The sequence below is a fragment of the Mycolicibacterium chubuense genome (genome assembly GCF_001044255.1).
Lineage (GTDB): Bacteria > Actinomycetota > Actinomycetes > Mycobacteriales > Mycobacteriaceae > Mycobacterium > Mycobacterium chubuense.
This window is the reverse complement of sequence record NZ_JYNX01000060.1, coordinates 265917-290769: the sequence shown is the minus strand read 5'-3', so window position 1 is coordinate 290769 and position 24853 is coordinate 265917. Positions and strand designations below refer to the sequence as shown.

The window sequence follows — 24853 nt, the reverse complement described above, 5'->3', positions numbered from 1 at the left end:
CATGGGCGTACGGGTTTCGATCGGTGACTTCGCCGTGATGACCAGTTTGAGCAGGAAGACGCTACGGCATTACCACGACATCGGCGTCCTCGCGCCAGTCCACGTCGACTCTCACACCGGCTATCGCTTCTACGACACCAGCCAGGTCGATCATGCGCACATCATCCGCCGGTTCCGATCGCTCGGCATGTCGATTCCCGACATCAAGGCGCTGCTGAGCACAGAAGACGCCGCGGCCCGCACGGAGATCATCACGACTCATCTCGAACAGATGGAGGTGCAGCTGCAGCAAACGCGTGACACCGTAGGGGCGCTGCGCGAGTTGCTCTCGCCCGTAGCCACTCCCGCCCACGTGGAGTTGCACCACAAGCCGGCGCTCGCCGTGTGGTCCATCGGTGCGACCATCGACGTCTCCGAGATCGACAGCTGGTTCGCGGTGACGCTGAGGACACTGCGAGACGCAGTCGAGACGGCAGCAGGCACACCTCTCGAAGTCGTGCCGGGCGGCCTGTACGACCGAGCGTTGTTCCTCGAATCACGCGGAGACGCAACTCTCTTCGTCCCCGCACCCCATTCCGCGCGTCCGCCGGCGGATGTCCGTGCCGAGGTCCTACCTCCGGCCGAGTTCGCGGTGCTCACCCACTCCGGCGGCCACGACGGCATCGACCGCAGCTACGGGGCGTTGGGTCGATACGTGAACGAGCACCTGATCAGCCACCAGGGGCCTATCCGAGAGCACTACATCGGCGCCACGGCCGCACACCCGACGACGTTCACCGCAACAGAGATCTGTTGGCCGATCTTCAGCACCACCCCACCGGCGGAATAGAGGCGGTCTTCTGTCACCTCGCCCCCCGGAACAGGCGGGTGTCCACCCGGACCCCGACGCCGTCGAGGTCGACAACGCGAGCCACATGTACCTGGCCAACCGGTCGATGATCCCGACCGACAACTCTCGTCAAGCCGGCGGAGTGATCCAGGCGTGTCCTGTCAATCTTTCTTGCATCGCTATAGCGGTGCCCTTGCGGTGCTCGCGACTACGCCTGTCCCAAACTCCGCCGGTGATCAGCCGCCTCGGCCTCCGCAGCAAGTAGTGCGCCCAGCTCACCCTCCTGCTGGGCAACAAACACACCGATCACGTGCCGGCATACTTCCGGCACGCTCACCCCGCGCAAATCCGCAATACGTTTGAGTCCGAGCAGCATTGACGTCGACACGTGGAACTGCACGGCGAACTGACCGCATGAGCCATCCTCAGGCAGCAACCCCGGCCCCACCACCACAGGTTCATCGGCCCCGTGCTCGCCCACCTCAGCTCGCCGAGCTCGATCAACAACCCCACCACTGGCGCCGCCACCAACGCCGTCGGCCGGGTCCCGGAACTCCTCATGACTGAACAACCCCATTCCGCCCACGCTAGACCTCGCAAAGATCTCAGGCCGTCGATGACCTCGAGGTGGCGATGGAGCGGGGGCCAGATCGGACGGCGTGAGGCGTACTGTGCCGCCGTACGCCTCACGAGCGATCAAATGGCAGCCGAGTTGAGCTTATCGATCTGTCGGGTGTCAGCGGCGGCCATGTTCTCTTCCAGATGCGTGCGGCGCGATGTGCCGGGAATGGGCGGATCTGGTCACCTTCGGCCGGTTGTTCACCTCCAACCACGATCTTCCGCGCCGGTTACGCGTCGGCTACCCCCTGACCCACTACGACCGGTCGACCTTCTGGGGCGGAACCGAGCACGGTCACACCGACTTCCCCGCCTACGCGGACTCTCTATCCGACGCCGACGTGCGCCTGGTTCACCGCGGGTAGAGCGACGGTGTCGCCGGCGACATCGATCGCCACCTTGCCGTGAAGGACGTACGACCGCCTGTTCTCCAAGAGTTCATGCGCCTCGCCCACGCGCGCGAGCGGCAGGGTCGCGCCGATGATCGGCCTCACGAGTCCGCGCTCGATCAGGGTGGTGAGTGAGTCGAGCTTGCCGCGGTTCTGTCGAGTGAAGACGAAGTGATAGGCGGCGTTCTTGCCCCACGCCTCGATCAGGTTCTGCGGTTGCGCGATGTCGACGATGCTGACGACGCGCCCGGAATCAGCAAGCGTCAGTGGACTTCTCGTGAGCGCCTCACCGCCGATCGTATCGAAGACGACGTCCACTCCCCGGCCTTGTGTCAGCTCCGAAACGGCGTCCACGTAGTCGGTGGACGTGAAGTCGATCGCCGCGTCGGCTCCGAGCGAGCGCACGAACTCCTGGTCACTCTGTTTCGCTGTGGTGATCACCCGCGCGCCCATCGCCGCCGCGATCTGGATCGCGATCGAGCCGACGCCCCCCGCGCCGCCGTGGACGAGGATGGTCTCACCCACGGCGAGCTGTGCTCGTGTCACGAGGGACTCCCACACCGTCCCGCCGACGAGTGTCAGGCTTGCCGCCTCGAGGTGGCTGAGGTTCTCCGGCTTCCGGCCGACCAGGTCGGCGTCGGCAACGTGCTGCTCGGCATAGGAGCCGTCGCCGGCGAAGATCTTGGGGGTGTAGTAGACCTCGTCGCCGACACGGAACTCGGTCACGTGCGAGCCGACTTCCTCGATCACGCCGGAGATGTCGTGTCCGGTGATCGCGGGAAGCGGGACGTAGTCGGCGTAATCTCCGCGACGGATCTGCACGTCGAGGGGGTTGACGGCGGTCGCATGGACGCGCACGCGCACCTGGCGGGGCTCGACCTTCGGTACGGGGACGTCACGCAGTTCGAAAGCGTCGGCGCCGCCGAACCGGGCGAGGACAACGGCTTTCATGGTGGCAGTGATGATCGGTATTCCTCATCTGGAGGGGGCGGGACGATCGCGCCCGAACGAATGTCATCCCAGTGTTCGGTATCGGCGCCGTCCGCTCCAGTGGCAAGATTGCCAATATGCGCGAGGATAGTGACAACGTGGGTGCCCCACCGCATCGCGTGGTCGTCCTCGTCCTCGATGGCGCCCTTCCCTTGGACGTCGGAATCGCGGCAGAGGTGTTCCATCCTGAAACGGGCTTTCCCTATGAGGTCTTACTCTGCGGGGTTGATACCGGGACGGTGCCGGCTCACGGGGCATTCGGGTACGCAGTCACTCATGGACTGGAGGCGCTGAAGGGTGCCGACACCGTCATCGTCCCGGGTTACGCACCGGCGGGCCGACCCGTGCCGACGGCCGTGCATCAAGCGCTTCGCAGCGCAGCAGCCCGCGGTGTGCGGATCGCGTCGATCTGTTACGGCGCGTTCGCCCTCGCCGAGGCGGGTCTGCTCGACGGTCGTCGCGCGACGACGCACTGGGACGCGGCGGAGCAGCTGGCGCAGCGATACCCCGAGATCATTGTCGAGCCGAACGTGCTCTTCGTCGACGAAGGATCCGTCCTCACCTCGGCCGGCGCTGCCGCCGGTCTCGACCTGTGTCTGCACATCGTGCGACGTGACCACGGTGTGGGCGCGGCGAACGAGATCGCTCGCGGTCTTGTGACCGCTCCCCACCGCAGTGGAGGGCAGGCCCAGTTCCTACCGAAGAACAGCGCCGTGTGCCGCGGGGACACTCTTGCCGCAACGCGCGAATGGGTCATGTCGCAACTCGACAAGCAGCTCACCATCGATGATCTCGCGACCCACGCCCAGATGTCGCCGCGCACATTTCTGCGCCGCTTCGCCGAAGAGACCGGCACTACCCCGCTGCAGTGGATCTTGCGCGCTCGGATCGACGCCGCCCGAGAGCTTTTGGAGAGCACGAGGCTGTCCGTCGATCAGATCGCGGATCAGGTCGGCCTCGGAACCGGAGCGAACCTGCGGCTGCACTTCCGCAGGATCGTGGACGTGTCCCCGTCGGAGTATCGGGCGACCTTTGCGGGGAGCGCCATCAGGCGCTCAGTCCGATGAGCGCACCTGTCGCGAGCGCCGGCTGGCGCGGCATGACCACCGTGTAGCCGAGGTCGCGCAGGATGCCCGCCTCGATCGCGCTGATCTCGCGCACCTCGACCATCCCGTGCCCCTTCGCCTTGTGGTTCATCAACTGGAAGTCGTCACCGGTGAAGGTGTCGTCGTCGAGGTGGGCCGACGAACTGCCGTCCTTCCATGGGTTGGGCGAGTAAAGCGGGACCGGTTTCCCATACGCCGCAACGGCATTCTCGCCACCGAAGAACACTCCACCGGCGAACCCGGTCAGGTAGGGATCTGCCGAACTCGGCCAGGTGAAGTCGGCGGCGAAAAGCCCTGTGCCGTCGGCGGTACCGATGAAGCTGTCGAAGATGCTCCACCTCCGCCCGCTGTTGGTGCCCGGCGCCTCCAGCGTCGAAGCGAAGCCGAACGAATGCAGGAGTTCGTGCATCGCCGTGCTCATGAAGTCGTACTCGTCGCCGACGACCACGTCACCCAACGCCCACGGCTTGGCGAAGTTCCACTCGATGGAGCCGTCGTACTCGGCGCCGTTGGCGTCCTTCCCCGAGAGCAGCTTGTTCTGTACCACCGTCGGCCAGTAGCCAGGGTCCCTGCTGATGAGGCCGCTACCGGCGCCCGCCAACCAGCGGACGTCCGGATTGTCGACCCCTTCGATCTCATAGGTGAGCACGACCGGCTTGGCGACCCGCAGGTAAGTCACCAGCGCCTCGGCCGAGCGCTGCAACGCCGCGCGACGCTCGGGCGTCCAGTGCTCGGCACCCTCGGTGTAGGCGAAGTCGAACGTGACCGCACCTTGGTTGATCAGTGCGCCGGCGCGCGTTCCGATCGGCCGGAACCAGTCCAGCAGGTTGATGTGCAGTCCGAGGTCCACCGCGCGCACCACGAAGGTGTCCACGCCGTCGAAATGCTCACCGGGTGTGTAGGTGAACGTCCCGTCCGAGTTGAGGTGCACCTTGCCGGTCGCCGGTCCGCGCACCACGCGGTAGACCAGCCGGTCCCCGTCGGGATCCAGGGCGTCGACGGTGCCGGTGACCTCGCCGGTGATGACGCCGGTGAGCTGGACCGGGGTCAGTGTGGGCGCCTGGTTGAGAAGGTTGCGGCGCAGGGCCGCCCAGGCTGCTTCGAGTTCGTCCTTGCGCTCGTCGCTGACCGGCCGCGCGTCGATCCACGCCTGCGCTGAGGCCGAGATCTTGGCGATCTTCTCGGCGACCCGCTCCTCGTGGGTCGGCCGGGGCGTGGTGGTCGCCGTCGCCGTGACCGTTGCGGGGGCAGGGGTTGTACGGGTGTCGTCGCCGTCGGCCGACGCGCGCTCCTCGGCAACCTCGTCCTCGCCGACGTCGTCTGCAGCGTCGTCATCCCCGGCGTCGTCCCCGTCGGCAGCGTTCTCGTCGGTGGTGGCGACATCCGACGAGTCCTCGACCGATTGATCAAGCTGGCGCGCACCGACGCGGCCGACGCGGTCGTCGGCGTCATCAACGGCGTCGTCGGAGCCACCGTCATCGGTGCGGTCCGTATCGGTGGCGGCGGTGCCCGACTCACGGTCGGCCGACGGTGTCGACCTCGCTGGACCGGTGGATTCTGCGCCGCCGGCGCTACCGGTCGATGCGGCCGACGACTCCCCCGACGTGTCCGCGGCCGCCGTGCCGATGTCCGGACCCACCAGCGAGAACCCCAGGAGTGCCGCCCCGACACCAGCCGATGCAGCGCCCAGCTGCAGCCACTGCCTCACCCCGAACTGCTCCGCGCGCCGTTGATGCCGCCCACCCATGTGCTGACCCCCCTGTCAATATTTTTCAGGGAGCGTACAGCAAATTCCTTTCCTAGTCACAAATTGGCGAAATCAAGCCAGAGGAGCATTTTTGAGGGGCATCTCAAAAATTGTTCGCGGAAGGAGCAAACAGGTGGCAGCTGATGACGCAGTGGGCGTCACGAGGGCCTGGCGCTACTCGTCGATGTAATCGGTACTGGCACTGGGCTTCTCCCACCTGTCCACCTCGCCGATTCGGGCCTGTGCCATCTGCCGATGGCCGGCGAGCGCGTCGGAGCCCAGAAGCAGGAAGCGGGGAGGTTGCGGTTGCTCCACGGCCGTGATGATGGCGGTGGCTGCCTTGGCGGGGTCTCCGGCCTGCGTGCCGTGGACGGTGTGGTGCTCCTTGCGACGCTTCCCGGCCGTCTCCGCGTAGTCGTCGATGGCGCGAGGTAAAGCACGGTGCAGGCAGGACCAGCCAGATACCGCTCCTGCTAGCCTGTTTCATGCCGCGAAAACTCAGTGACGAGCAAATTGAGGCGTTTCTCGACAGCCGTCCAGGCTGGGCGATGCTGAGCACCATCGACAAGGATGGCTTTCCGCATACCGTGCCCCTCGGATACTTTCGGCTCGGCCGCGACATCGTCATGGGTGTGCGGGATGGGACGCGCAAAGTCGCCAACGTCGAGAGCAACCCGAACGTGAGTGTCATGCTCGAAGACGGATCGACCATGGCGAACATTCGGGGAGTGATGTTCCAAGGTCACGCCCGCATCGTCCGCGAACCCGACGAGACCCTCGAAGTCGCCAGGGCAGGGGCCCGCGCGCGGGGTGTGCCGGAGTCCGAGTGGCCCACCGCACCACGACCGGGTTCCGCTTACATCCGCGTGACCCCCGTGAGGACACTGTCCTGGGACTACTCAGATTCCACGTCGGATCGCACGTAGCGTCCACAGCCGTGGCGGGAGGCAGCGGCCTTCTCCCTGAATCGATTGCGCAACAACGGGTTCACTGCTCGACCCGGGGGCGCACCTGCCTCGGGCGGGGAGTTGGCAAGCTCGTTCGCGACTCGTCCTGCAGCAGTTCACCCGTGCTGGCCTGCCGGCGGATGATAATGACGCGATGTCGTGGTCGATCGCCGGTCTGGCGGCCGTGCTGGTGGTCTGGTCGCTGTTCGCCCGTCGCCTCCGGCACTGGCAGGTCACTCCGGCGCTGATCCTGGTGCTCGCGGGCACCTTCTTCGGCTACCTCACCGACGATGCGCTCGCCGGCCGCCTCGAGGCCCGTGTCGTCGAACCCATCATCGAGGCGATCCTGGCGATCGTGCTGTTCGAGCACGCAACCCGCGTACGCAACGGTTTCTTCGGCGGGCACACCCGCATCGTGCTCCGGCTGCTCTTCATCGCCTTGCCCATCGGCGTGGCCCTGGCCGTGCTCCTCGGCGCCGGCCTGCTGCCCAGCCTCACGCTGGCGCAGCTGCTCGTGCTCGCGTGCGTGGTGGTCCCCGTCGACTTCGCGCCGGTGGTGTCGTTCCTGCACGATCCCCGGATCCCCGAGCGGGTCCGTCACGTGTTCAACATCGAGGAGGGCTACTCCGACGGGGTGATCGCGCCGGTGTTCCTCCTCGCGCTGACGATCGCGAGCGGCGAGCACACCCGGGCGGAGGGCGTGATCTATGCGCTGCGGCATGGCATTCCGCACCTCGCCATCGCGGTCGTGCTCGGCCTCGGCATCGGTGCCGCGGCCGCGTGGTGCGCCAACGCAGCCGACCGCCGCGGCTTGATGACAGAACAGTCCCGCCGACTCCTGATGCTCGGCGTCCCGGTGCTGACCTACACCCTCAACGTCGGCCTGCACGGCAACGGCATCGTCGCGGCGTTCGTCGGCGGCATCGCGTACCACAGCGTGCGGCACTACGTCGACGAGGAGCGGGAACAGGAGTACATCGACGACGTGGGGTTCGTCCTCGCCGCGGTGGTGTGGTTCGTGTTCGGGGCCGTCGTATGGGAGAAGCTGCACGACGGGGTCGCGGTCACTCAGGTGGTCTTCGGGGTGCTGGTGTTGACCGTCGTCCGTGCTGTCTCGGTCGCGGCCGCGACGGTGCGGTCGCCACTGAGCGGACACGAGCGGATCCTGTTGGCCTGGCTCGGTCCCCGCGGCACCGCGAACGTCGCGTTGGCTCTGTGGGCCTACATCGTCATACCGCCCGGACCGGGCGACACGCTCCTGTCCGTAGCCATCGTCGTCGTTCTGGGCAGTGTCCTCCTACATGGCGTCGCGGCCCCGATCCTGGTGAGCCGCATGGCGTCTCGCGCGACCACCGAGGTGGCTCGGTGAATGCGGACACAGGCTGTGCGCAGGTTGTGGCGTCTGTCCGCCAGGCGCGGTCACGCGAACCTACACTCGCAATGTGCGCCTGCCCGTCCCGCCCACCGACGACTCGGCGATCCGCGCGTGGGTGGACGATCAGCTGGGTGATCTGACCACACCGCCACCGCGGGCGAGCGACCCGCCCGCGCGGGGCGGCCAGACCGCGGCCGACGCCGCGCTGCAGTCCTTCGATGTGACCGGCTATGCCCGGCGCCGCAACGAGGTGTGGCCGCCGCAGCGTCGCGGCGCGTCGCGGCTGTCGCCGTACATCCGGCACGGCCTGCTGACCCTGCGTGAGGTGTGGGACCACGTCGCCGGCGGTCCACGACCCGACGTCGCCAAGTTCCGTGACGAGCTGCGGTGGCAGGAATACGCCCGTCACCTGTACGCCCGCGTCGGCGTCGCGTCGTCAGAATCGTTGCGATACAACATTGTCGAGCATACGGAACCCGCCCCCGACCAGTGGTCGAGCGAGGCGCGCTGCCTGGATCTGTGTTGGAGCGAACTAGCCGCCGGCTGGCTGACCAATCAGAGCCGGATGTGGCTCGCGTCGCACTGGACGGTTCGTCAGGGGTGGGGCTGGCGCGACGGCGAGGAGCTGATGTTCCGCCATCTGCTCGACGGCTCCCGGGCGGCGAACCGCCTGGGGTGGCAATGGACGGTGGGTGCGCTGACCGGGAAGGCCTATGGGTTCTCCCGCTGGCAGGTGGAGAAGCGGGCGCCCGGTCTCTGCGCGTCGTGTCCGCTCGAGCGGCGCTGCCCGATCGCGCGGTGGCCCGCCACACAGGAACCCGAGCGGCGGAACACGACCGACTCTCGGCTACGTCATGACGACCATCCCGACATCACCGGCGGCCCTGCGACCCCGCGGCACACCGCCCAACCGGAGGCGGTCTGGATGACCGCGGAGAGTCTGAGCGATCGGGATCCCGCTGTCGCGGCGCATCCTGATCTGCCGGTGGTCTTCGTTTTCGACGAGCCGCTTCTGCGACGGCTTCGGTTGTCGCAGAACCGCCTGGTGTTTCTCGCCCAGTCGCTGGCCGACCTCGCCACCCGCCGCGAAGTGCAGGTGCACCGCGGCGACCCCGTGCACGTGCTGCACGGCATGGCTTTGGCGACGACATTCGCGCCGGTTCCCGGCTGGCGGCGCCGGGCATCCCGGCTCGACGTCGGCGCGCTCCATCCCTGGCCCTGGTTGGAGCGCCCTCGGTCAGGGTCAGTCGGATCGTTCACCGCGTGGGCGAAAGCTCGGCGGTCCTGACCGCGGGTCCTCAGATGTCGGCGTCGATCCGGTTCACCGTCAGGGTGAACGGTCCCTCCTGCTTGTCGAGGATGTAGAGCGATACCTCGTTGATGCGTGAGGAGTCCAAGGTCCGCGGCGCCTCGGGTGCGGGGTCGAAGCGCATGCCCACCGGTTCGAAGCCCGCGACGGGCAGGTCGTAGGCCCGCGCGACGCCGGCCTCGGTGGTGAAGCGCTGAATGTAGGACCACGGCTGCGTTGCGTCGCCCACCTTCAGCACGTAGGTCTTGCCGTCGCCCACCGCCCGCACGCGCAGTGACGTCGCGCCCGTCGCCCGTTGTCCGATGCCGGGGTCTTGCGGACCGCGCGCCGAGGCGAAGCCGCCGTTGTTCTCGAGCGAGAGGACCCCGGAGAACACGAGGCCACCGTTGCCGAAGCTGACCGCCGAGGTGGATTCACCGCCCATGACAGGGTCGTTCACCGTCGTCCAGGTCGCCACCTCGCCGGGGTTCCCGAGGTCGACGAGGACGACGTCGGATCCTTCGGGCGGGGCGGCCCGGGCGGACGGCTCGATGCTTCCGCAGGACATGACGGCCAGTGAACAGGCCATCACGACGCCGATCAGCGCGCGCATCCCCATGATCAACACCCCTCCGTGTTCGTCCGCATCTCGCCCCTGCGCATCGGCATGCCGTCGATCACGGTGTAGATCGCCTGCAGGTCCGGCACGTCGGTGAAGCGCAGCTTCTCGCCGCCGTCTTTTCCGATCAACAGCACGCGGAAAGCGTTGTCATCGATCCCATACTGCTGCGCCAGCCGCCGTGACTCCTCGGCGTCGATCGCTTTCCCATCGAGAGCGCTGGTGCCCACGTTCACCAGAACGCCGAGCACCATGTCACGGCCGACGAAGTCACATCGACTCGCCTCGATTCGGCTCAGCGTTTCCACGAGGCCGGGGTCGGTGGCCGTCGGTGCGAAGACCAGCAGCGGGCGACGTTCCCAGCGGTAGTCGTCGAGTGCGTCAGCCCCGGCGGTTCCCGATCCGAAGACACCGCTCGCCGCCAGGACAGTGAGCATCAGCGCGAGCCAACGAATCCTGCACCTGCCTGTCATGGTGACCACCAACAGTACCGGCTGCCGAACCGCCGAAGGGTTGAAGCACATCTCCGTCTGGGCTAGAGGTGAGGCAGCACGATCACTTTCCCGGTGGCGGTGGCGTTCTCGATGATTTCGTGGGCGTGATTGACCTCGTCGAGCGGGAAGGTCGTCGAGTGCAGGCGGGGGGCCAGCCCACCATGGTCGGCGAGTGCGGCGGCCTGAGACATGATGTGGCCGTGGTGCTCACGCCCGCGGCCGGTCAACAGCGGCATCAACGTGAAGACGCCGGAGTAGGTGGCGCCGCGGAAGGACAGGGGAGCCAAGCTGTGGGTGCCCCAGCCCAATGCGCTGACAACGCGGCCGGTGTAGCGCTTGACGGCGGTGAACGACGCGTCGAGGGTGGCGCCGCCGACGTTGTCGACGACGACGTCGAAGCCTTCTCCGCTCGTGTACTCATCGACGTACTCTTCGACGCCGCTCGTCGTGTAATCGATGGCCGTCGCCCCGACCTGGCGGATCACCTGCTGGCTCGCCGGCCCCCCGGTCGCGAACACGCGTGCGCCTCGATGGAGGGCGAGTTGTATCGCGAGGAATCCGACCCCGCCGGCTCCGCCGTGGATCAGCACCTGGTCGCCGGCAGTCACATCCGCGCGATCGACGAGCCCCTCCCAGGACGTGACAAAACCCAGCGGGAGGGCCGCGGCTTGCTCCATGGACAGTGCGTCGGGCTTGCGAGCGATCAAGCGCGCATCGACTGCGGCCAGTTCGGCCAGTGACCCCGCGACGCCACCGACACCGCCGGTCATACCGAACACTTCGTCGCCGACCTGAAACTGGTGAACCTGTTCCCCTACGGCTTCCACCACACCGGCCATGTCGATGCCGAGAATCGCCGGCGGCGCCATCTTCGCGTGTGCGGCCATGCCTCGGCGGATCTTGGTGTCGAGCGGGTTCACGCCGCTGGCCATGACTCGAACCAGGACTTCGCCGGGGCCGGGCACGGGGTCGGGAACATCGCGGATCTCGAGCGGGGTGTTGTCAGCGGTCAGGACTGCAGCGCGCATGGTGTCTCCTCGAGATCTGCTGTCATCGTCGTCCCAGCGGTGGATGCACCGCGGGCTATCCGGTCGACCAGTCGATGTATCCGCACCGCGTCGCCGAACGACGGGGTTTCTCTGGTGCCTTCGCTGAGGTCGCGAGCGAATGCCGTGTAGAGCGCGGCCACGTTGCCGGCACCGATGATGCCGACTCCGATGGGACTCATCTAGATCGTCGCCTCGTTGCCGTCGAACGTGAGGACGAGCCGGCCACGAACGCCGCCCCGTTCGAGGGCGCGGTGCGCCGCGGCGGCTTCCGCTGCCGGGAAGATCCTGGCCACGCGCATGGTGATCTTCCCCTCCTCGGCGAGCACCCGGAGGCTGCGGAGCCTGTCGGTCGCATGGGTGTAGTCGGGCACCCACACGTCGCGGATCGCGATTCCGCGGTCAGGGTGCAGAGTCGAGGTGCCGCGCTCCTCGGGACGGCGAACGATCGCGAGCTGACCGCCATCGCGCAGCGCGGGTAACACCTCGTCACCCTGCAGTGCGGCGTCGACGACCGCGGCCACCCCGTCGGGGCGCAATCGCCGAATGCGTTCTCCCACCCCGGGTCCGCGCGGGACGACGTCGTCGGCACCGAGATCGGACACGAGCTGCGCGTCGGCGGGTGCCGCGTCGGCGATCACCCGGAGCCCGTCGGCCTTGGCGAGTTGAACGACATAGCCCCCGACCGCTCCCGCGGCACCGGTGACAGCGAGGGTCTCACCCGGTGCCAGGTTCAACACGTCGAGCGCCCGGCGGGCGGTGAGCCCGTTCATCGGCACAGTGGCTGCTTCGGCGTGACTGCTTCCGGCCGGCGCTGCGGTGACCTGGTCTGCGTCGACGACCACATACTCGGCGTATGCGCCGCCGGAGTCGTCGATCGGCATCACGATCGCCATGACCCGGTCTCCGATGCCGAGGTCGGTGGATGTTCGGGGGCCGATCTCGTCGACCACCCCGGCGACCTCCATGCCGGGACGGTACGGCGGTGACAGTGTGCTGGCGCGCAACGCCTCGTCGATGTCGCCGACCCGCAGCAGAACGTCGGCGGGGTTGACCGTGGCGGCGTGCACCCTGATGCGTACTCGGCCGGGGCCGGCATGAGGCTCGGCGACATCGACCTGGCGAAGAACCTCCGGACCGCCGTAACGGGTGACCACCACTGCCTTCACGAGGACCGCCTCTCAATTCGGGGGGTCTTCCCCGTTATCTCGACGGTACGATCAAACGGGGAGCCATCCCCAGATATTCCGCGTGACGATGACGGAGGGTCAAGGGTGCGTGCTGACGCCCAACGCAATCGGGCTGCCGTGCTGGCGGCCGCCGAGGCTGTCTACGCCGAGCACGGTGTGGACGTGTCGCTCAACGAGATCGCCCGGCGCGCCGGGATCGGCAACGCGACGTTGTACCGGCACTTCCCTACCCAGGACCTGCTTCTGTCGACCGTCTACACGGGCCATCTCGAGCGGTACTGCATCATCGCCGAAGAGGCTGCGCGGGCCGACGATCCGGTGAGCGCGTTGCGCGACTGTGTCGTTTCCACCTGCGCGCTGCAGGCCACGAACCGGGGACTGGCCGATCTGCTGGCATCGCTACGGCCGTTGTCGCCACACGTCGAAAGTCTTCGTGCTCGTCACCGCCGCGCCATCACCGCGGTGTTCACGCGCGCGGTACGCAGCGGCATGGTGCGCGTCGACGCGTCGCCCGCCGACCTCGCAGTGCTCTTGATCGCCAACGCCGGTCTCATCCACCGGACCGTCGAGGACGCTCCGCGCGCGAGCGCTCGGTTGGTCGCGCTGTGGTTGGCGGGTCTCGTCTCGCCGGACATTCCCGTCGACGTACCGCCGCCCACGGATCGGCAGATGCGCCGAGTGCTACACCACTGACCCCAGCGGGCCGTGACACAAAAATGACCAGATCACCGAAACTGTCTATTCACTGTGAAACGTGTTCTAGTTTGTTGACGGCTGTCAATGACGCAGCCGTCAATATCGAGTTGGGGAGTGGAATGGCGCAACTGTCAGCGTGGATGGGTGCAGGTGTGGTGGCCGCGGGTGTGTCGGCCGCGTTGATTGCCGGGGCCGATACGGCGGCCGCTGATACCGGGTCCGACACGGCGGGCGCTACCGCCAGTGCGTCCGACACCGCTGATCGTGGTCCGCGTGCGTCAGACGACGCGGGTGGTGAGAGCGACAGCGCGGATACGTCGAGCGCGTCCGATGACACCGACACCGACACCGACGCCGACCCCGATACCGACACCGATACCGAGGAGGCCGACGACGCGGCTGTCGACGAGGCCCCCGACGCGTCCGACGAGGATGTCGACTCAGACGCCGACACGGACACCGGCAACGACAACCAGACCGGCGACGACACCGATTCCGCGTCTGACCGTGATCACGACGCGACGACCGGGTCGAGTTCCGATGGCGAGCAGGCTGTCGAGGACGACGCCCCCGAACTGAGAGATCAGGACGACCCCGCCGAACCGGAGTCGGTCGACCCCCGGCCGGCAAGCCCCGAGAGCTCCGGTGACGAACAGAGCGCGCCACCGAGCACCCCGGCTCGACCCGTCGCGGCCACCAACACCGTTGCGGCGAAACGCGTGTCGGCTGCCTTTGCCGCCCCGACGGCTGCGGCGGCACCCGAGCCGCGCACGCTGCAGGAGGTCATCCAGTCGCTGGTGACGGAGATCATCGGCGCCGCCATTCGTTTCGTCGCCGGCCCGCCGGTGGTGCCGGCGGGCGTCAACGTCACGGTGCGCAGCTCCAGGCTGGAGATCACCGAAGGGCGCTTCGTCCGCGCGGACTGGTACTACCCCGATGGTGAAGAACTGCCGGAGCGGTTCATCTACCTGCAGCACGGCTATCGTGGCGTCGGCCCGATGTACAGCTACACCGCAGCCTGGCTGGCCGAGCGCACCAACAGCATCGTCGTCGTTCCGACGCTGTCGTCGAATCCGTATGTGCGCGATGGCTTCTGGCTCGGTGATGATCAGGTGTACCGCGCCACCGCCGCCCTGCTGCTCGGTGATCGTGACGCGCTGACCGCCAGCGCGGTGGCCGCCGGCTTCGCCAAGCGGTATGGCGCCGACGCCGCGCTGCCGGATCGGTTCACCCTGGTCGGCCATTCGCTGGGAGCGGGAGTCGTCGCAGGCACCGCCGGCTACTACGCCGAAGCGGTGATCGCGAGCGGCGCGGTCAACCAGCTTGCCGGTGTCATCACGCTCGACGGCGCTCCGCCGGGATCGGTGCTTGCGGACGCGCTCGACAAGCTCGACGGGCTCGGCACCTACATCCCGGTGATCGAGCTCGGGGCTCCCAGGGAGGACGGCTCGCCCCGCCGCGTCGACGAGGCGCTGAATGCACACCGACCCGGCCACTTCAACGGCGTGGTTCTCGACAACGGGCAGCACCTGGACTCGATGCAGGGCGGGAGCCGGGCCATCCAGCTCATCTCGTACCTGAACCAGGGGTTCCCGACCGAGGAGAACAAGTCGGCCGCACAGACTCTCATGGCCGGATGGATCAACGACATCTTCGCGAGCCGCATCGATTCGTCGACGGGTGCGTGCCAGGGGAGCAGCTGCGCCGGGATCTACGGCGAGCCCGGTCAAGCAGTGTCCATCGCAACCCCGGTGGGTCCCGCCACCGGCGTGGTCATCGGTACGTCGGTGGCTCCCGTCACCACCGTGTTCCGGCCGCTGTCGGCGACGTCCTTGGTGTCGTCGCGGTTCACGTCCCTGCGTCTGGCCCTCGCGGGGTGACCCGGGGCGGCTACTCGCCGCTCGTGGTGGCGCGGAGGACGTGGCCGCAGATCCGGTCGTAGGTCGCGCGGGTGATGTCGGTCGCCGAGCTCATGATGTTGTACCCGTGGTCCACGCCGGGAGTCTCGTAGTACTCGGCCAACGCGCCTGCGGCATCGAGCTTTTCGGCGTATCGGCGAGCCTCGTCGCGCAGCCGGTCCTGTTCGGCGGTGATCACCAGGGCCGGCGCGATACCGGCGAGGTGCGCGTCGTCGTTCGCCGGTGAGGCCAGCCGGTCGCGTCGTGACGCGGGATCGGGGATGTAGGCGGTGTCGAAGACCTCTCCCATCCACGGCTTCATCACGGCCCGAGCACCGATCGCCGACGGCTTGTCCCGCGTGGCCGTGACCAGATCCAACGGCGCGTAGAACAGCACCTGCAGGGCGATGCGCGGGCCGCCGTTGTCCAGTGCCTGACGGGCAGTGGCGGCGGCGAGGTTCCCGCCGGCGCTCTGTCCGCCCACGCACAACCTGGTGCCGTCCCAGGTGCGGTCACCGTCGGCAACCCAGCAGGCGATGTCGTAAACCTGTTGCGGCGCTGCGGGAAAGCGGTGTCTTGGGGCGAGCACGTAGTCGGGGTTGACGACGGCGACGCCGGCGCGAGCGGCGAGGTACCGGCACCACGGATCGTCCTGTTCGGGGTGACCGACCACGAAGCCGCCCCCGTGCAGGTTGAGGTACACCGGCGGCCGCTCGACGTCGTTCGGTGGGTGGTAGATCGTGGCGGCGACGGCGCCGTACCGGCTGGGGATCGACACCGCTGACGTGCGGCCCGGAATCTCGGTGAATCGCACCGCGGGTTTCGGTGCGGGATTCACCGTGGCGGCGAACAACCGGGCCAACGTGTCGGCGACGACGGGTCGCGAAAGCAGTGACATCAACTCGCCTGCAGAGCCGCGGCGAACGACTTCCGCAATGATCGTGGGGCGACCAGCGGCAGAAGGGCTGCCAGGAGTCGGCGCCCGAATGTCGCAGGTGTGCGGGTGAGTTCGATGTCGACACGGGTTCCCGCCGTCTCCGGGGTCAGTTGGAAGACCCAGCCGCCGCCCGGGCCGAACACCTTGGAATCGTGGGTGGTCACGGTGACCCGTCTGCGCCGGACATCCCACTCGTAGCGGGCCCGCTCCCACGCGGCTGCGGTTCCCTCGGTGACCTCGGCCCAGCCGTCGCCGAGGGCGTGGACGGCGAAGTGGTCGGCGTCGATGGTCGGCCACGTCGCGGGCCGGGCCGCGGAGAAATCGGTCAGCACGGACATCAGTTGCGGAGCGCTCAGACGCGATGTCATCTGCAGGTGAACGGCGGGCATGTCAGATCGCCGTCGTTCCGCCGTCGACGCTCCAGATGGCGCCGTGGACGTTGCCGGCTTCGGGACCGGCCAGAAACGTGACGACACTGGCGACTTCGTCGACTGTGCTCATCCGGTGCGACGGGACCCGCTCCAGGATCGGCGCGATCCCGTCGGCGAACTCCTCGTTGCGTTCGGTGGCGATGGGACCCGGTGCCACGGCGTTTACACGCACCCCCGACGGCCCGTACTCGGCGGCCCAGGCCTTGGTCAGCATGTGCACGCTGGCCTTGGTGGCGCCGTAGAGCGCCGACCCCGCCGCGCCGTTGATCCCGCTGATGGAGCCGATGTTGACGATCGCGCCCTCGCCGCGCTGCGCCATCGCCGGCGCGAGAAGACCGGTCAACAGGAACGGCGTGATCACGCTGACGCCGAACGCGCCGGAGATCTCTTCTGCGGTGACCTCAGCGGTCGGCGCCGGCTGAACGAGCGTGGCGACGTTGTTGACCAGGATGTCGATGCGGCCGCCCGCGGCGTCGGTGGCGGCGACCGCGAGCTCGTTGACGGCCTGGGGGCCGGTGGAGAAGTCCACCGGGACGAAAACCGCATGCCCACCGTCTGATTCGATGTGGCTGATCACCTGTTCGCCGCGCGACCGGGTCCGCCCGGTGACCACGACGTGGGCGCCGGCGCGGGCCAGGGCGACGGCGATGCCGGCTCCCAGACCGGAGGTGGAGCCGGTGACCAGGGCGGTGCGTCCCGCGAGATTTGATGCATTCATCAGTGTCATCCGTTTCTCTAGTGTTCGGCGACGTCGGTGATCGCCGACGCGAACTGCTGAGGGGCCTCCTGCGGCACGTTGTGCCCGATGCCGTCGAGCACGCGGTGTTGGTAGGGGCCCGTGTAGAGCGATCGGTAGGCGCTGCCGTCTTTGGCCGCCCCGTCGAAGTCGCTACTTATCGTGATGGTCGGAACCGTGATCGCCGGCCGAGTGGCCAAGAGCTTCTCGTCGGCGTCGTAGCGGCTCTCGCCGGGTGCGAGGCTGAGCCGCCAGCGGTAGTTGTGGATGACGACGTCGACGTGGTCGGGGTTGTCGAAGGCCGCAGCGGTCAGGTCGTAGGTGGCGTCGTCGAAGCGCCAGAGGGGGGATGCGTTGGTCCAGATGAGCCGGTTGAAGTCTTTGGTGTGCTCGCGATAGCCGGCCTCGCCGCGGGGTGTGGCGAAGTAGTACTGGTACCACCAGCCGTATTCGGCCTGCGGCGGTAGTGGTTTGAGGTTGGCGGCCAGATCGACGGTGAGGTAACCGCTGACCGCCACCAGGCCTGCAACACGGTGCGGCCACAGCGCTGCCACGTTGTTGGCGGTGCGACCACCCCAGTCGTACCCGCCGAGGATCGCGCTGCGGATGCCGAGGGCATCCATCAGCGCGACGGTGTCGTGCGCGAGCGCGGCTTGCTGGCCGTTGCGCATGGTCTCGGAAGACCGGAATGTCGTCGTCCCGAAGCCGCGCAGATACGGCACGATCACCCGGAACCCCTGCGCCGCGAGGATCGCCGACACATCGGCATAGCTGTGGATGTCGTAGGGCCAGCCGTGCAGCAGGACGACGGGTTGTCCGTTGGGCGGGCCCGCCTCGGTGTAGCCGATGTCGAGGTCGCCGGCAGCGATCTGGGCCACCGCACCAAGTGAGTGTGTCGGTGCGGCGGGTGGTCCGGCCTTGGCCGGCGTCGATGCGCAGCCCGCCAGGGTGACGGCACTGGCCATCGTGGCGAGTAGTCCGAAGTCTCGTCTGGTGAGCGCCATACGTCCATGACAGCCCACGCGATCCATCTAGTCCAACGATTGTCTTAGATGGAAACCATCTATAGAAGCGATAGGGTCAGGTGGTGGAGTTCCGCCAGATCGAGTACTTCGTCGCCGTCGCCGATGAACTGAGCTTCACCCGCGCCGCCGAACGGGTGCACGTGGTTCAGTCGGCGCTGTCGACCTCCGTCGCGAAGCTGGAGCGTGAACTCGGCGTCGAGCTGTTCGATCGGGCCCGCCAGCAGATCCGCCTCACCGCGGCGGGCGAGCGCTTCCGTTCTCACGCCTTCGAGGTGCTTCGCGTCAGTCGCAACGCTGCCGAATCGGTCGCCGGATATCGTGGAACCCTCTCAGGCACAGTCGAATTCGGATCACTGATCTCCTACGGGCCGATGGATGTGGCCGGCGCACTCGGTGATTTCCACCGCGAGCACCCGTTCGTGCGGTTGCGGTTGCGGTTGAGTCAGACGGGGGCCTCGACCTATCTGTCCGCCCTGGTGGAGGGGTCGCTGGACGTCGCGCTGATCTCGGTGCCCGAACGTTTTCCGCCTCAACTCGAGATGCGGCTGCTGTTCGAGGAGCCGATGGTGTTCGTCTGTCGTGAGGACCACCCGCTGGCCGCCCGGGGTGCGGTCAGTCTCGTTGATGTCGCCGACGACGACCTGGTCGGATTTCCGCCGGGGTTCGGCCTGCGCCGTCTGGTCGACGACGCCTTTCACTCCGCAGGAGTGCAGCCGCGCACGCTGTACGAAGTTCCGGCCGGGTTCGCTGAGATCGCCGCTCTGGTCCGCGCCGGCCTCGGAGTCACCTTCATGCCGGTGTCGGAATCGGGGAGATTCGGCAACCTGCGCGCCGTCGAACTGGCCATCCCCGTGCTGTGGCAGGTATACCTTGCCGCCCCTCCGGCGAACAGGCTGACTCCCGCGGCCGCGCGCCTGGTCGATGTCCTGCTGGATGCGGCGGCCGCCTCTCGCGCGCAGTGAGATCGCTCGGCCGGGCTTCCCATTCCAGGATAGGGCGCGGTGGGGGGCTTGCGGCAAGGCCCCGTCTGTGATGCATGCTGGCCCGTCTCGTTTCCATCTGAAGGGGGTTTCAGGTGTCCGCACCGCTTGATGACGGTCCGTTCTTCCACGGCACCATCGCCGACTTGAGCGTGGGTGAGTTCCTCACTGCCGGCCGGCCGTCGAACTACCGTCCCGAGATCGTGATGAACCACATCTACTTCACATCGCGCGTGGAGGGAGCCGGCCTCGCTGCGGAAATCGCGGCCGAGTTGGCCGCGGGCGCGGCGCAGCCGAGGGTGTACGAAGTCGAACCGATCGGGGAGTTCGAGAACGACCCGAACGTGACCGACAAGAAGTTTCCCGGCAATCCGACGCGGTCCTATCGCAGTACCGCACCTCTGCGGATCGTCGGGGAAATCACCGAGTGGACGCGCCTGACACCCGAGCAGCTGCAGACATGGCGGGAGCGACTCTCCGTGCTCCTCTCCGACGAGCGTGCCGAGATCCTGAACTGAGCGTCGCCCGGTGGACATCGCCGGTCACAGTTCGTAGCCTTGCCCGGGGTGTCGACAGCCGGACCAGGGTCGGTCCGTGAGAGAGGGATCGTGACCATCCGCGTAACAGGCGTACGCCCCGGCCTTCGCCGCACGGTGAGCGGTCTCGTGGTCGCCGTCGCGATGGCGGCCGCAGCCATCGGCGGCGTCCGGGCGGACCCGGCGGACGACGCATTGGCTCGGCTCAACGAGCTGTCCCAGCAGGCGGTGCAGAGCCGCGAGGCCGTCACCGCAGCCCAGCGCGAGGCCGATGCGACGCTGGCCGAGCAGGTCGCGGCAACCGACCGTCACCGCGCCGATCTGGCGGCCCTGGAACTCGCGAATGCTCAGCTCCTGCCGTTTCAGGCCGCCGTCGACCGGGTGGCCGCGATGGACTACATGAGTGGTGGCGACAGTCAGATGGTCGCCGTCCTCACCGCGGTTTCACCGCAGCACCTCATCGACCGGCTGTCGCTGCAGCGGATGGTGGGCGCCACGACGGCCGATCAGATGAAGGCGTATCGGGCGACACGGGAGCGCGCGGCCACGGCCGCGCAGACCTCGGAGAGATCGGCCGCAGACGCTCGGGTCGCGGCCGAGCGGGCCGCCGCGGTCCGGGCAGAGCTGCAGGCCAAGTGGCAGGACCTCCTTCGCCAGATCTCGGCCGCCGAGGCGCAGTACGCGGCGTTGACACCGCGACAGCAGGCGATCGTCGACGCTGCACCTCCGCCACCGGCGGCGCTGCCACCGCAGGACCCGGCGATCGTGGCCATGCCCGGCCTTCCTCCCGGCGACCTGGCTCCGCCTCCCGCGCCTGCGCTCGCTGACATCCCCGAGGCGCTGCCGGTCGGGGTGGCGAACGAGGCTGGGCTACAGCCCAACACCATCCTGGCCGCGCGGGCCATCAGCCGGCAGTTTCCCCAGATCGCCACCATCGACGGCGTCCGGCCGGACTCCAAGCCGTGGCATCCCCGCGGCCTGGCGATCGACATCATGATCCCGAACCCCGACAGCCCCGAGGGCATCGCGCTCGGCGATCAGATTCGCGCGTTCGCGTTGGCCAATGCGGGACGATTCGGCCTGCAGGATGTGATCTGGCGGGGAACCTACTCCACGCCGGCCGGTCCGCAGGCCTCCGGGTACGGCCACTTCGACCACGTGCACATCACCACGACACCACGCGGCTGACCAATCTTCCGCCGTCGAGGTGACGCGATATCGGCTGCCGGACAGATGAATCAGATCTTCTCGGCCTCGATGAGGTCGTGGGGGACAACCGAGAACGTCCGGCCGGTGGGGCGCAGGCCCGCGCCGGTCAGCAGGTCGGACAGTTCGGCGGCGGAGCGAAGACGTCCGCCGTCGCGTTGGGTCAACGTGTGCAGGTCCAGCAGCGGGGAGAACGCGTTCGGCCGGTGGGGCGGCTGGAGGTACTCGATCACCACGAGCCTGCTGCCACGAGGCATGGTCGCCGCCACCGCGTTGAGGATCTTCGCGCAGCGCTCGTCGTCCCAGTCGTGCAGCACGTCCTTGAGCAGGTACACGTCGGCCGTGGTGTCGACGGCGCGGAAGATGTCGCCCTCGACGCAGTCGACGCGGTCGGCCACCCCGCGCTCAGCGAGGAGTCCGCGGGCCTCGGCGATCATCCCCGCACTGTCGACCAGAACGCCGCGCACGTCCGCACCCGCCTCGGCCACGATCACCGACAGCAGCGTGCCGATCCCGCCGGCGACGTCACACACCACCGCGCCGTCCGGCCACGGGTAGACCCGCGCGATGGCGCGGGCACTGATCTCGGTCGCCTGGCGCATCGTCGCCGCGAACACGCGCTGCTCCTCCGGGTGCGCCGCGTACCACTCCCACACCGACATACCGTGCACGATCTCGAAGGCGCTGCGGCCGCTGCGCACACTGGCGGCCAGGCCACCCCAGGCATCGACCGTCGACCGCATCCCCTTGTAGCGCATCCAGGCCCGCAGTGACGCGGGGTGATCGGTGCGCAGCACCGCACCCATCCGCGTCAGCTTCGCCGCCCCCGTCCGGCGATCGATCGTGCACAGACCGCACGCGACGGCGCCGCGCAGCAGACGATGCGTGGTGTCGTCATCGCAGTCGATCCGGGCCGCGATCTGCGCCGCGGTCATCGGCCCGCCGGCCAGCACGTCGGCGATGCCCAGCTCGGCGATGGCGGCGGCGACCTGGACGCCGCCGACGCCCTCGCCGAGATCGAGCATCGCGATCTGGGGCGGCACCAGCATGTCGGCCAGCTGTTTGAGCCTGCGCCGCAGGGCGAGCGTTGCCAGCACCACGGGAAGAGGCGTCGACGGCATCCGGGTAGGTTAACCCCTGGTGGTGGCACCACCTGGGGATGTGGGCAGGTTCGCGGGCAGATTCGGTGTCGGCGGGGTTATGGGTCGGACTCGCCGATCCAACACAATGGCTCAGATGGACGGCGCTACTGGACCAGGCACACCCGAGACCGATCCCTATCTGCGCGTCTACGCATCACGTGTGCACAATCTGAAGACCGTGGACGTCGCCGCCCCGCGCGACTCCTTCGTGGTGTTCACCGGGGTGTCGGGATCCGGGAAGTCCTCGCTGGCGTTCGGCACCATCTATGCCGAGGCCCAGCGCCGCTACTTCGAGTCGGTCGCACCGTATGCGCGCCGGTTGCTGCTGCCTCAGGACGCGCCGAAGGTCGACGACATCACCGGGTTGCCGCCGGCGGTCGCACTGCAGCAGCGCCGCGGCTCCGCGACGTCGCGGTCGACCGTCGGTACCGTCACCACGCTGTCGAATCTGCTGCGCATGCTGTTCTCCCGCGCCGGAACCTTTCCGCCCGGTGCCACCGTGCGGCTGGACTCCGATGCGTTCTCGCCGAACACCACCATCGGTGCGTGCCCGGAATGCCACGGCCTCGGGCGCATCCACGAGGTCACCGAGCAGACGCTGGTGCCCAACCCGTCGCTGACCATCCGCGAAGGCGCGGTTGCGGCCTGGCCCGGAGCCTGGCAGGGGCAGAATCTGCGCGACATCCTCATCACACTCGGCTACGACATCGACAAGCCGTGGCGCACATTGCCCAAGCGGCAGCGGGAGTGGATTCTCTTCACCGAGGATCAGCCCACCGTCGAGATCGATCCGAGCCAACATCCGGTCACCGCTGACTACTATTACAACGGCACCTTCTCCAGCGCCGAACGCCACGTCCGCCACACACTGGCCAACTCGCAGAGCGCGACGATGCGACGCCGGGTGCTGCAGTACGTGCACAGCACCGACTGCCCCGTCTGCGGCGGCTCCGGGCTGAGGCCCGAAGCGCTCGCGGTGACGTTCGCCGGCCGCACCATCGCCGAGCTGGCGGCCCTGCCGCTGACCGTGCTCGCCGAGGTCCTGTCGCCGGCGGCCGCCAGGTCGGAGTTCGCCGCGGCCTACGAATCCACCGAGTCCGGTGAATTCACCGAAGTGGCAACCATGATCGCGTCCGACCTGGTCGCGAGGATCGCCGTGCTGGTCGACCTGGGGCTCGGCTACCTGAGCCTGAACCGCCGCACGCCGACGGTGTCACCCGGCGAACTGCAGCGCCTGCGGCTGGCCACCCAGTTGCGGGCCGGGCTGTTCGGCGTCCTGTACGTGCTGGACGAGCCGTCGGCAGGGCTCCATCCGGCCGATGCCGAACCGCTGCTCGACGTGCTGGACCGGCTTCGGCGCGCCGGGAACTCGCTGTTCGTGGTCGAGCACGACATGGATGTGGTGCGCCGCGCCGACTGGATCATCGATGTGGGTCCCGGCGCCGGTGAACTGGGCGGCGACGTGCTCTACAGCGGGCCGGTGGCCGGCCTCGCGGACATCGAACCCTCGGTGACCCGACGGTTTCTGTTCGCCGACGGGCCGCCCACCCAGCGACCCACCCGCACGCCGATCGGCGTCATGCGGCTGCGCGGCATCACTTTCCACAACCTGCACGATGTCGACGTCGACATCCCGTTGGGGATGTTCGTCGCCGTCACCGGGGTGTCAGGATCGGGCAAGTCGACGCTGGTCTGCAAAGTGCTCGGGGATGTGATGGCCAGGCAGTTGGGAAGCTCCGTCCAGCCCGACGACGCCGGGTCCGACGGTGATGGCGAGCTCCTCGACATCGATGTCGACTCCAGTGTCGGGGTGTCCGTCGACGGAGCCGAGGTGATCGACCGTCTCGTCACGGTGGACCAGCGCCCGATCGGACGCACTCCGCGGTCGAACCTGGCCACCTACACCGGGCTGTTCGACGCCGTCCGTAAGGCGTTCGCCGACACCGCCGAAGCCCGTCGGCGCGGCTGGAGCGCCGGCCGCTTCTCGTTCAACGTCGCCGAGGGTCGCTGCCCCACCTGTCAGGGCGAGGGTTTCGTGGCGGTCGAGCTGCTGTTTCTGCCGGGCACCTACGCCAGCTGTCCGTCGTGTCGCGGGGCCCGTTACTCCGAGGAGACCCTCGAGGTCACCTACCGCGGCTGCACGATCGCCGATGTGCTGGCCCAGACCGTCGACGAGGCTGCCGACTTCCTGAGCGATCTGCCCAGCGCCGCAAGGAGTTTGGCTACGCTGCGGGACGTCGGGCTCGGGTATCTTCGGTTGGGGCAACCGGCGACGGAACTGTCCGGCGGTGAGGCGCAACGCATCAAGCTGGCGACCGAGTTGCAGCGGGCCAAACGGGGCCACACCCTCTATGTCCTCGACGAGCCGACCACGGGACTGCACCCGGCCGACGTCGAGCTCCTGGAACGTCAGCTGCACCGCCTCGTCGACGTCGGGAACACCGTCGTGGTGGCCGAACACGACATGGCGGTGGTGGCCAGGGCCGATCACGTCATCGACCTCGGACCCGGCGGCGGGGACGACGGCGGTGCCGTCGTGGTGGCCGGCGCGCCGGCAGTGGTCGCCGCCGACACGGTGAGCCGCACGGCGCCCTATCTCGCGGCGCAGCTGGGTTGACGGAGATCCGA

General features: G+C 68.0%; 26 protein-coding genes. 12 read left to right on the top strand and 14 right to left on the bottom strand.

What is annotated here, in order from left to right; translation table 11 throughout:
- The first annotated feature begins 1 nt into the window (after position 1).
- Positions 2–829, top strand: coding sequence for a MerR family transcriptional regulator (locus tag MCHUDSM44219_RS22210; protein ID WP_048420375.1), 828 nt, complete (start codon positions 2–4; stop codon positions 827–829).
- 208 nt (positions 830–1037) lie between these two features.
- On the opposite strand, the gene MCHUDSM44219_RS22205 is transcribed toward MCHUDSM44219_RS22210, so the two are convergent.
- Positions 1038–1406, bottom strand: coding sequence for a hypothetical protein (locus MCHUDSM44219_RS22205; RefSeq protein WP_048420374.1), 369 nt, complete (start codon positions 1404–1406; stop codon positions 1038–1040).
- A 199-nt stretch (positions 1407–1605) separates the two neighbouring features.
- Here MCHUDSM44219_RS22205 and MCHUDSM44219_RS22200 point away from each other — a divergent pair, with 199 nt between their 5' ends.
- The gene (locus MCHUDSM44219_RS22200) at positions 1606–1812 is read left to right on the top strand and encodes a hypothetical protein (RefSeq protein ID WP_048420373.1); all 207 of its coding nucleotides are present in this window, start codon (positions 1606–1608) and stop codon (positions 1810–1812) included.
- Here MCHUDSM44219_RS22200 and MCHUDSM44219_RS22195 read toward each other — a convergent pair.
- The gene (locus MCHUDSM44219_RS22195; protein ID WP_236695550.1) at positions 1774–2787 is read right to left on the bottom strand and encodes a zinc-dependent alcohol dehydrogenase family protein; all 1014 of its coding nucleotides are present in this window, start codon (positions 2785–2787) and stop codon (positions 1774–1776) included. The genes MCHUDSM44219_RS22200 and MCHUDSM44219_RS22195 overlap by 39 nt on opposite strands.
- Positions 2788–2858: 71 nt before the next feature.
- On the opposite strand from MCHUDSM44219_RS22195, the gene MCHUDSM44219_RS22190 reads away from it, so the two are divergent.
- The gene (locus MCHUDSM44219_RS22190; protein ID WP_330218635.1) at positions 2859–3893 is read left to right on the top strand and encodes a GlxA family transcriptional regulator; all 1035 of its coding nucleotides are present in this window, start codon (positions 2859–2861) and stop codon (positions 3891–3893) included.
- Here the strand turns inward: MCHUDSM44219_RS22190 and MCHUDSM44219_RS22185 are convergent.
- Together MCHUDSM44219_RS22185 and MCHUDSM44219_RS30060 are read right to left on the bottom strand one after the other, a co-directional pair.
- Positions 3874–5679 carry an Ig-like domain-containing protein gene (locus tag MCHUDSM44219_RS22185; protein WP_048420371.1) on the bottom strand — a complete coding sequence of 602 codons (1806 nt, stop codon included), beginning with the start codon at positions 5677–5679 and terminating at the stop codon, positions 3874–3876. The two genes, MCHUDSM44219_RS22190 and MCHUDSM44219_RS22185, sit on opposite strands and share 20 nt — an antisense overlap.
- 174 nt (positions 5680–5853) lie before the next feature.
- A complete protein-coding gene (locus MCHUDSM44219_RS30060) occupies positions 5854–5994 on the bottom strand; it encodes a hypothetical protein (protein ID WP_157868778.1) in 141 nt (46 codons plus the stop codon).
- A gap of 170 nt (positions 5995–6164) precedes the next feature.
- On the opposite strand from MCHUDSM44219_RS30060, the gene MCHUDSM44219_RS22175 reads away from it, so the two are divergent.
- The 3 genes from MCHUDSM44219_RS22175 (at position 6165) to MCHUDSM44219_RS22165 (ending at position 9289) form a co-directional block, all read left to right on the top strand.
- The gene (locus MCHUDSM44219_RS22175) at positions 6165–6605 is read left to right on the top strand and encodes a pyridoxamine 5'-phosphate oxidase family protein (RefSeq protein ID WP_082162328.1); all 441 of its coding nucleotides are present in this window, start codon (positions 6165–6167) and stop codon (positions 6603–6605) included.
- A 175-nt stretch (positions 6606–6780) separates the two neighbouring features.
- Positions 6781–7995 (top strand): cation:proton antiporter domain-containing protein, encoded by a 1215-nt coding sequence (locus tag MCHUDSM44219_RS22170; protein WP_048420368.1) that lies wholly within the window; start codon positions 6781–6783, stop codon positions 7993–7995.
- Between the two features lie 73 nt (positions 7996–8068).
- Positions 8069–9289 (top strand): cryptochrome/DNA photolyase family protein, encoded by a 1221-nt coding sequence (locus tag MCHUDSM44219_RS22165; RefSeq protein WP_048420367.1) that lies wholly within the window; start codon positions 8069–8071, stop codon positions 9287–9289.
- Positions 9290–9299: 10 nt separating this feature from the next.
- Here MCHUDSM44219_RS22165 and MCHUDSM44219_RS22160 read toward each other — a convergent pair whose 3' ends face one another.
- The 5 genes from MCHUDSM44219_RS22160 to MCHUDSM44219_RS22140 are packed head-to-tail and all read right to left on the bottom strand — an operon-like array spanning position 9300 to position 12617.
- Entirely contained in the window at positions 9300–9908 is a 609-nt protein-coding gene (locus MCHUDSM44219_RS22160; protein WP_048420366.1) for a CIA30 family protein, read from the bottom strand.
- Between the two features lie 2 nt (positions 9909–9910).
- Positions 9911–10390 carry a DUF4174 domain-containing protein gene (locus MCHUDSM44219_RS22155; protein WP_236695560.1) on the bottom strand — a complete coding sequence of 160 codons (480 nt, stop codon included), beginning with the start codon at positions 10388–10390 and terminating at the stop codon, positions 9911–9913.
- A 53-nt stretch (positions 10391–10443) separates the two neighbouring features.
- Complete coding sequence (locus MCHUDSM44219_RS22150) at positions 10444–11430, bottom strand: zinc-dependent alcohol dehydrogenase family protein (protein WP_048420364.1); 987 nt, start codon at positions 11428–11430, stop codon at positions 10444–10446.
- Positions 11412–11630 (bottom strand): hypothetical protein, encoded by a 219-nt coding sequence (locus MCHUDSM44219_RS22145; protein WP_048420363.1) that lies wholly within the window; start codon positions 11628–11630, stop codon positions 11412–11414. The genes MCHUDSM44219_RS22150 and MCHUDSM44219_RS22145 overlap by 19 nt, the downstream gene beginning before the upstream one ends.
- Positions 11631–12617: an NADP-dependent oxidoreductase gene (locus MCHUDSM44219_RS22140; protein WP_048420362.1), complete on the bottom strand. Its 987-nt coding sequence runs from the start codon at positions 12615–12617 to the stop codon at positions 11631–11633.
- A gap of 105 nt (positions 12618–12722) precedes the next feature.
- Between MCHUDSM44219_RS22140 and MCHUDSM44219_RS22135 the strand changes: the two genes are divergently transcribed.
- Together MCHUDSM44219_RS22135 and MCHUDSM44219_RS22130 are read left to right on the top strand one after the other, a co-directional pair.
- Entirely contained in the window at positions 12723–13331 is a 609-nt protein-coding gene (locus MCHUDSM44219_RS22135; protein ID WP_157868777.1) for a TetR/AcrR family transcriptional regulator, read from the top strand.
- 122 nt (positions 13332–13453) lie between these two features.
- Complete coding sequence (locus MCHUDSM44219_RS22130) at positions 13454–15214, top strand: alpha/beta hydrolase (RefSeq protein ID WP_048420361.1); 1761 nt, start codon at positions 13454–13456, stop codon at positions 15212–15214.
- A 10-nt stretch (positions 15215–15224) separates the two neighbouring features.
- Here MCHUDSM44219_RS22130 and MCHUDSM44219_RS22125 read toward each other — a convergent pair whose 3' ends face one another.
- The 4 genes from MCHUDSM44219_RS22125 to MCHUDSM44219_RS22110 form a co-directional block, all read right to left on the bottom strand.
- Positions 15225–16046, bottom strand: a complete 822-nt coding sequence (locus tag MCHUDSM44219_RS22125; protein ID WP_048420500.1) for an alpha/beta hydrolase — start codon at positions 16044–16046, stop codon at positions 15225–15227.
- A gap of 83 nt (positions 16047–16129) precedes the next feature.
- Positions 16130–16558, bottom strand: coding sequence for a hypothetical protein (locus MCHUDSM44219_RS22120; protein WP_048420360.1), 429 nt, complete (start codon positions 16556–16558; stop codon positions 16130–16132).
- A 1-nt stretch (position 16559) separates the two neighbouring features.
- Entirely contained in the window at positions 16560–17318 is a 759-nt protein-coding gene (locus tag MCHUDSM44219_RS22115; protein ID WP_048420499.1) for an SDR family NAD(P)-dependent oxidoreductase, read from the bottom strand.
- A 17-nt stretch (positions 17319–17335) separates the two neighbouring features.
- Positions 17336–18340, bottom strand: a complete 1005-nt coding sequence (locus MCHUDSM44219_RS22110; protein ID WP_048420359.1) for an alpha/beta fold hydrolase — start codon at positions 18338–18340, stop codon at positions 17336–17338.
- 83 nt (positions 18341–18423) lie between these two features.
- Between MCHUDSM44219_RS22110 and MCHUDSM44219_RS22105 the strand changes: the two genes are divergently transcribed.
- The 3 genes from MCHUDSM44219_RS22105 to MCHUDSM44219_RS22095 all read left to right on the top strand — a co-directional run bounded on the left by MCHUDSM44219_RS22105 (position 18424) and on the right by MCHUDSM44219_RS22095 (position 21065).
- The gene (locus tag MCHUDSM44219_RS22105) at positions 18424–19323 is read left to right on the top strand and encodes a LysR family transcriptional regulator (RefSeq protein ID WP_048420358.1); all 900 of its coding nucleotides are present in this window, start codon (positions 18424–18426) and stop codon (positions 19321–19323) included.
- Between the two features lie 113 nt (positions 19324–19436).
- Positions 19437–19859, top strand: a complete 423-nt coding sequence (gene arr / locus MCHUDSM44219_RS22100) for an NAD(+)--rifampin ADP-ribosyltransferase (RefSeq protein WP_048420357.1) — start codon at positions 19437–19439, stop codon at positions 19857–19859.
- A gap of 162 nt (positions 19860–20021) precedes the next feature.
- Positions 20022–21065, top strand: a complete 1044-nt coding sequence (locus MCHUDSM44219_RS22095) for a VldE C-terminal domain-containing protein (RefSeq protein WP_048420498.1) — start codon at positions 20022–20024, stop codon at positions 21063–21065.
- 50 nt (positions 21066–21115) lie between these two features.
- Here MCHUDSM44219_RS22095 and MCHUDSM44219_RS22090 read toward each other — a convergent pair whose 3' ends face one another.
- Positions 21116–22204, bottom strand: a complete 1089-nt coding sequence (locus tag MCHUDSM44219_RS22090; protein ID WP_082162326.1) for a methyltransferase — start codon at positions 22202–22204, stop codon at positions 21116–21118.
- A gap of 115 nt (positions 22205–22319) precedes the next feature.
- Here MCHUDSM44219_RS22090 and MCHUDSM44219_RS22085 point away from each other — a divergent pair, with 115 nt between their 5' ends.
- Positions 22320–24842, top strand: coding sequence for an excinuclease ABC subunit UvrA (locus tag MCHUDSM44219_RS22085; protein ID WP_082162345.1), 2523 nt, complete (start codon positions 22320–22322; stop codon positions 24840–24842).
- Positions 24843–24853: the final 11 nt, after the last annotated feature.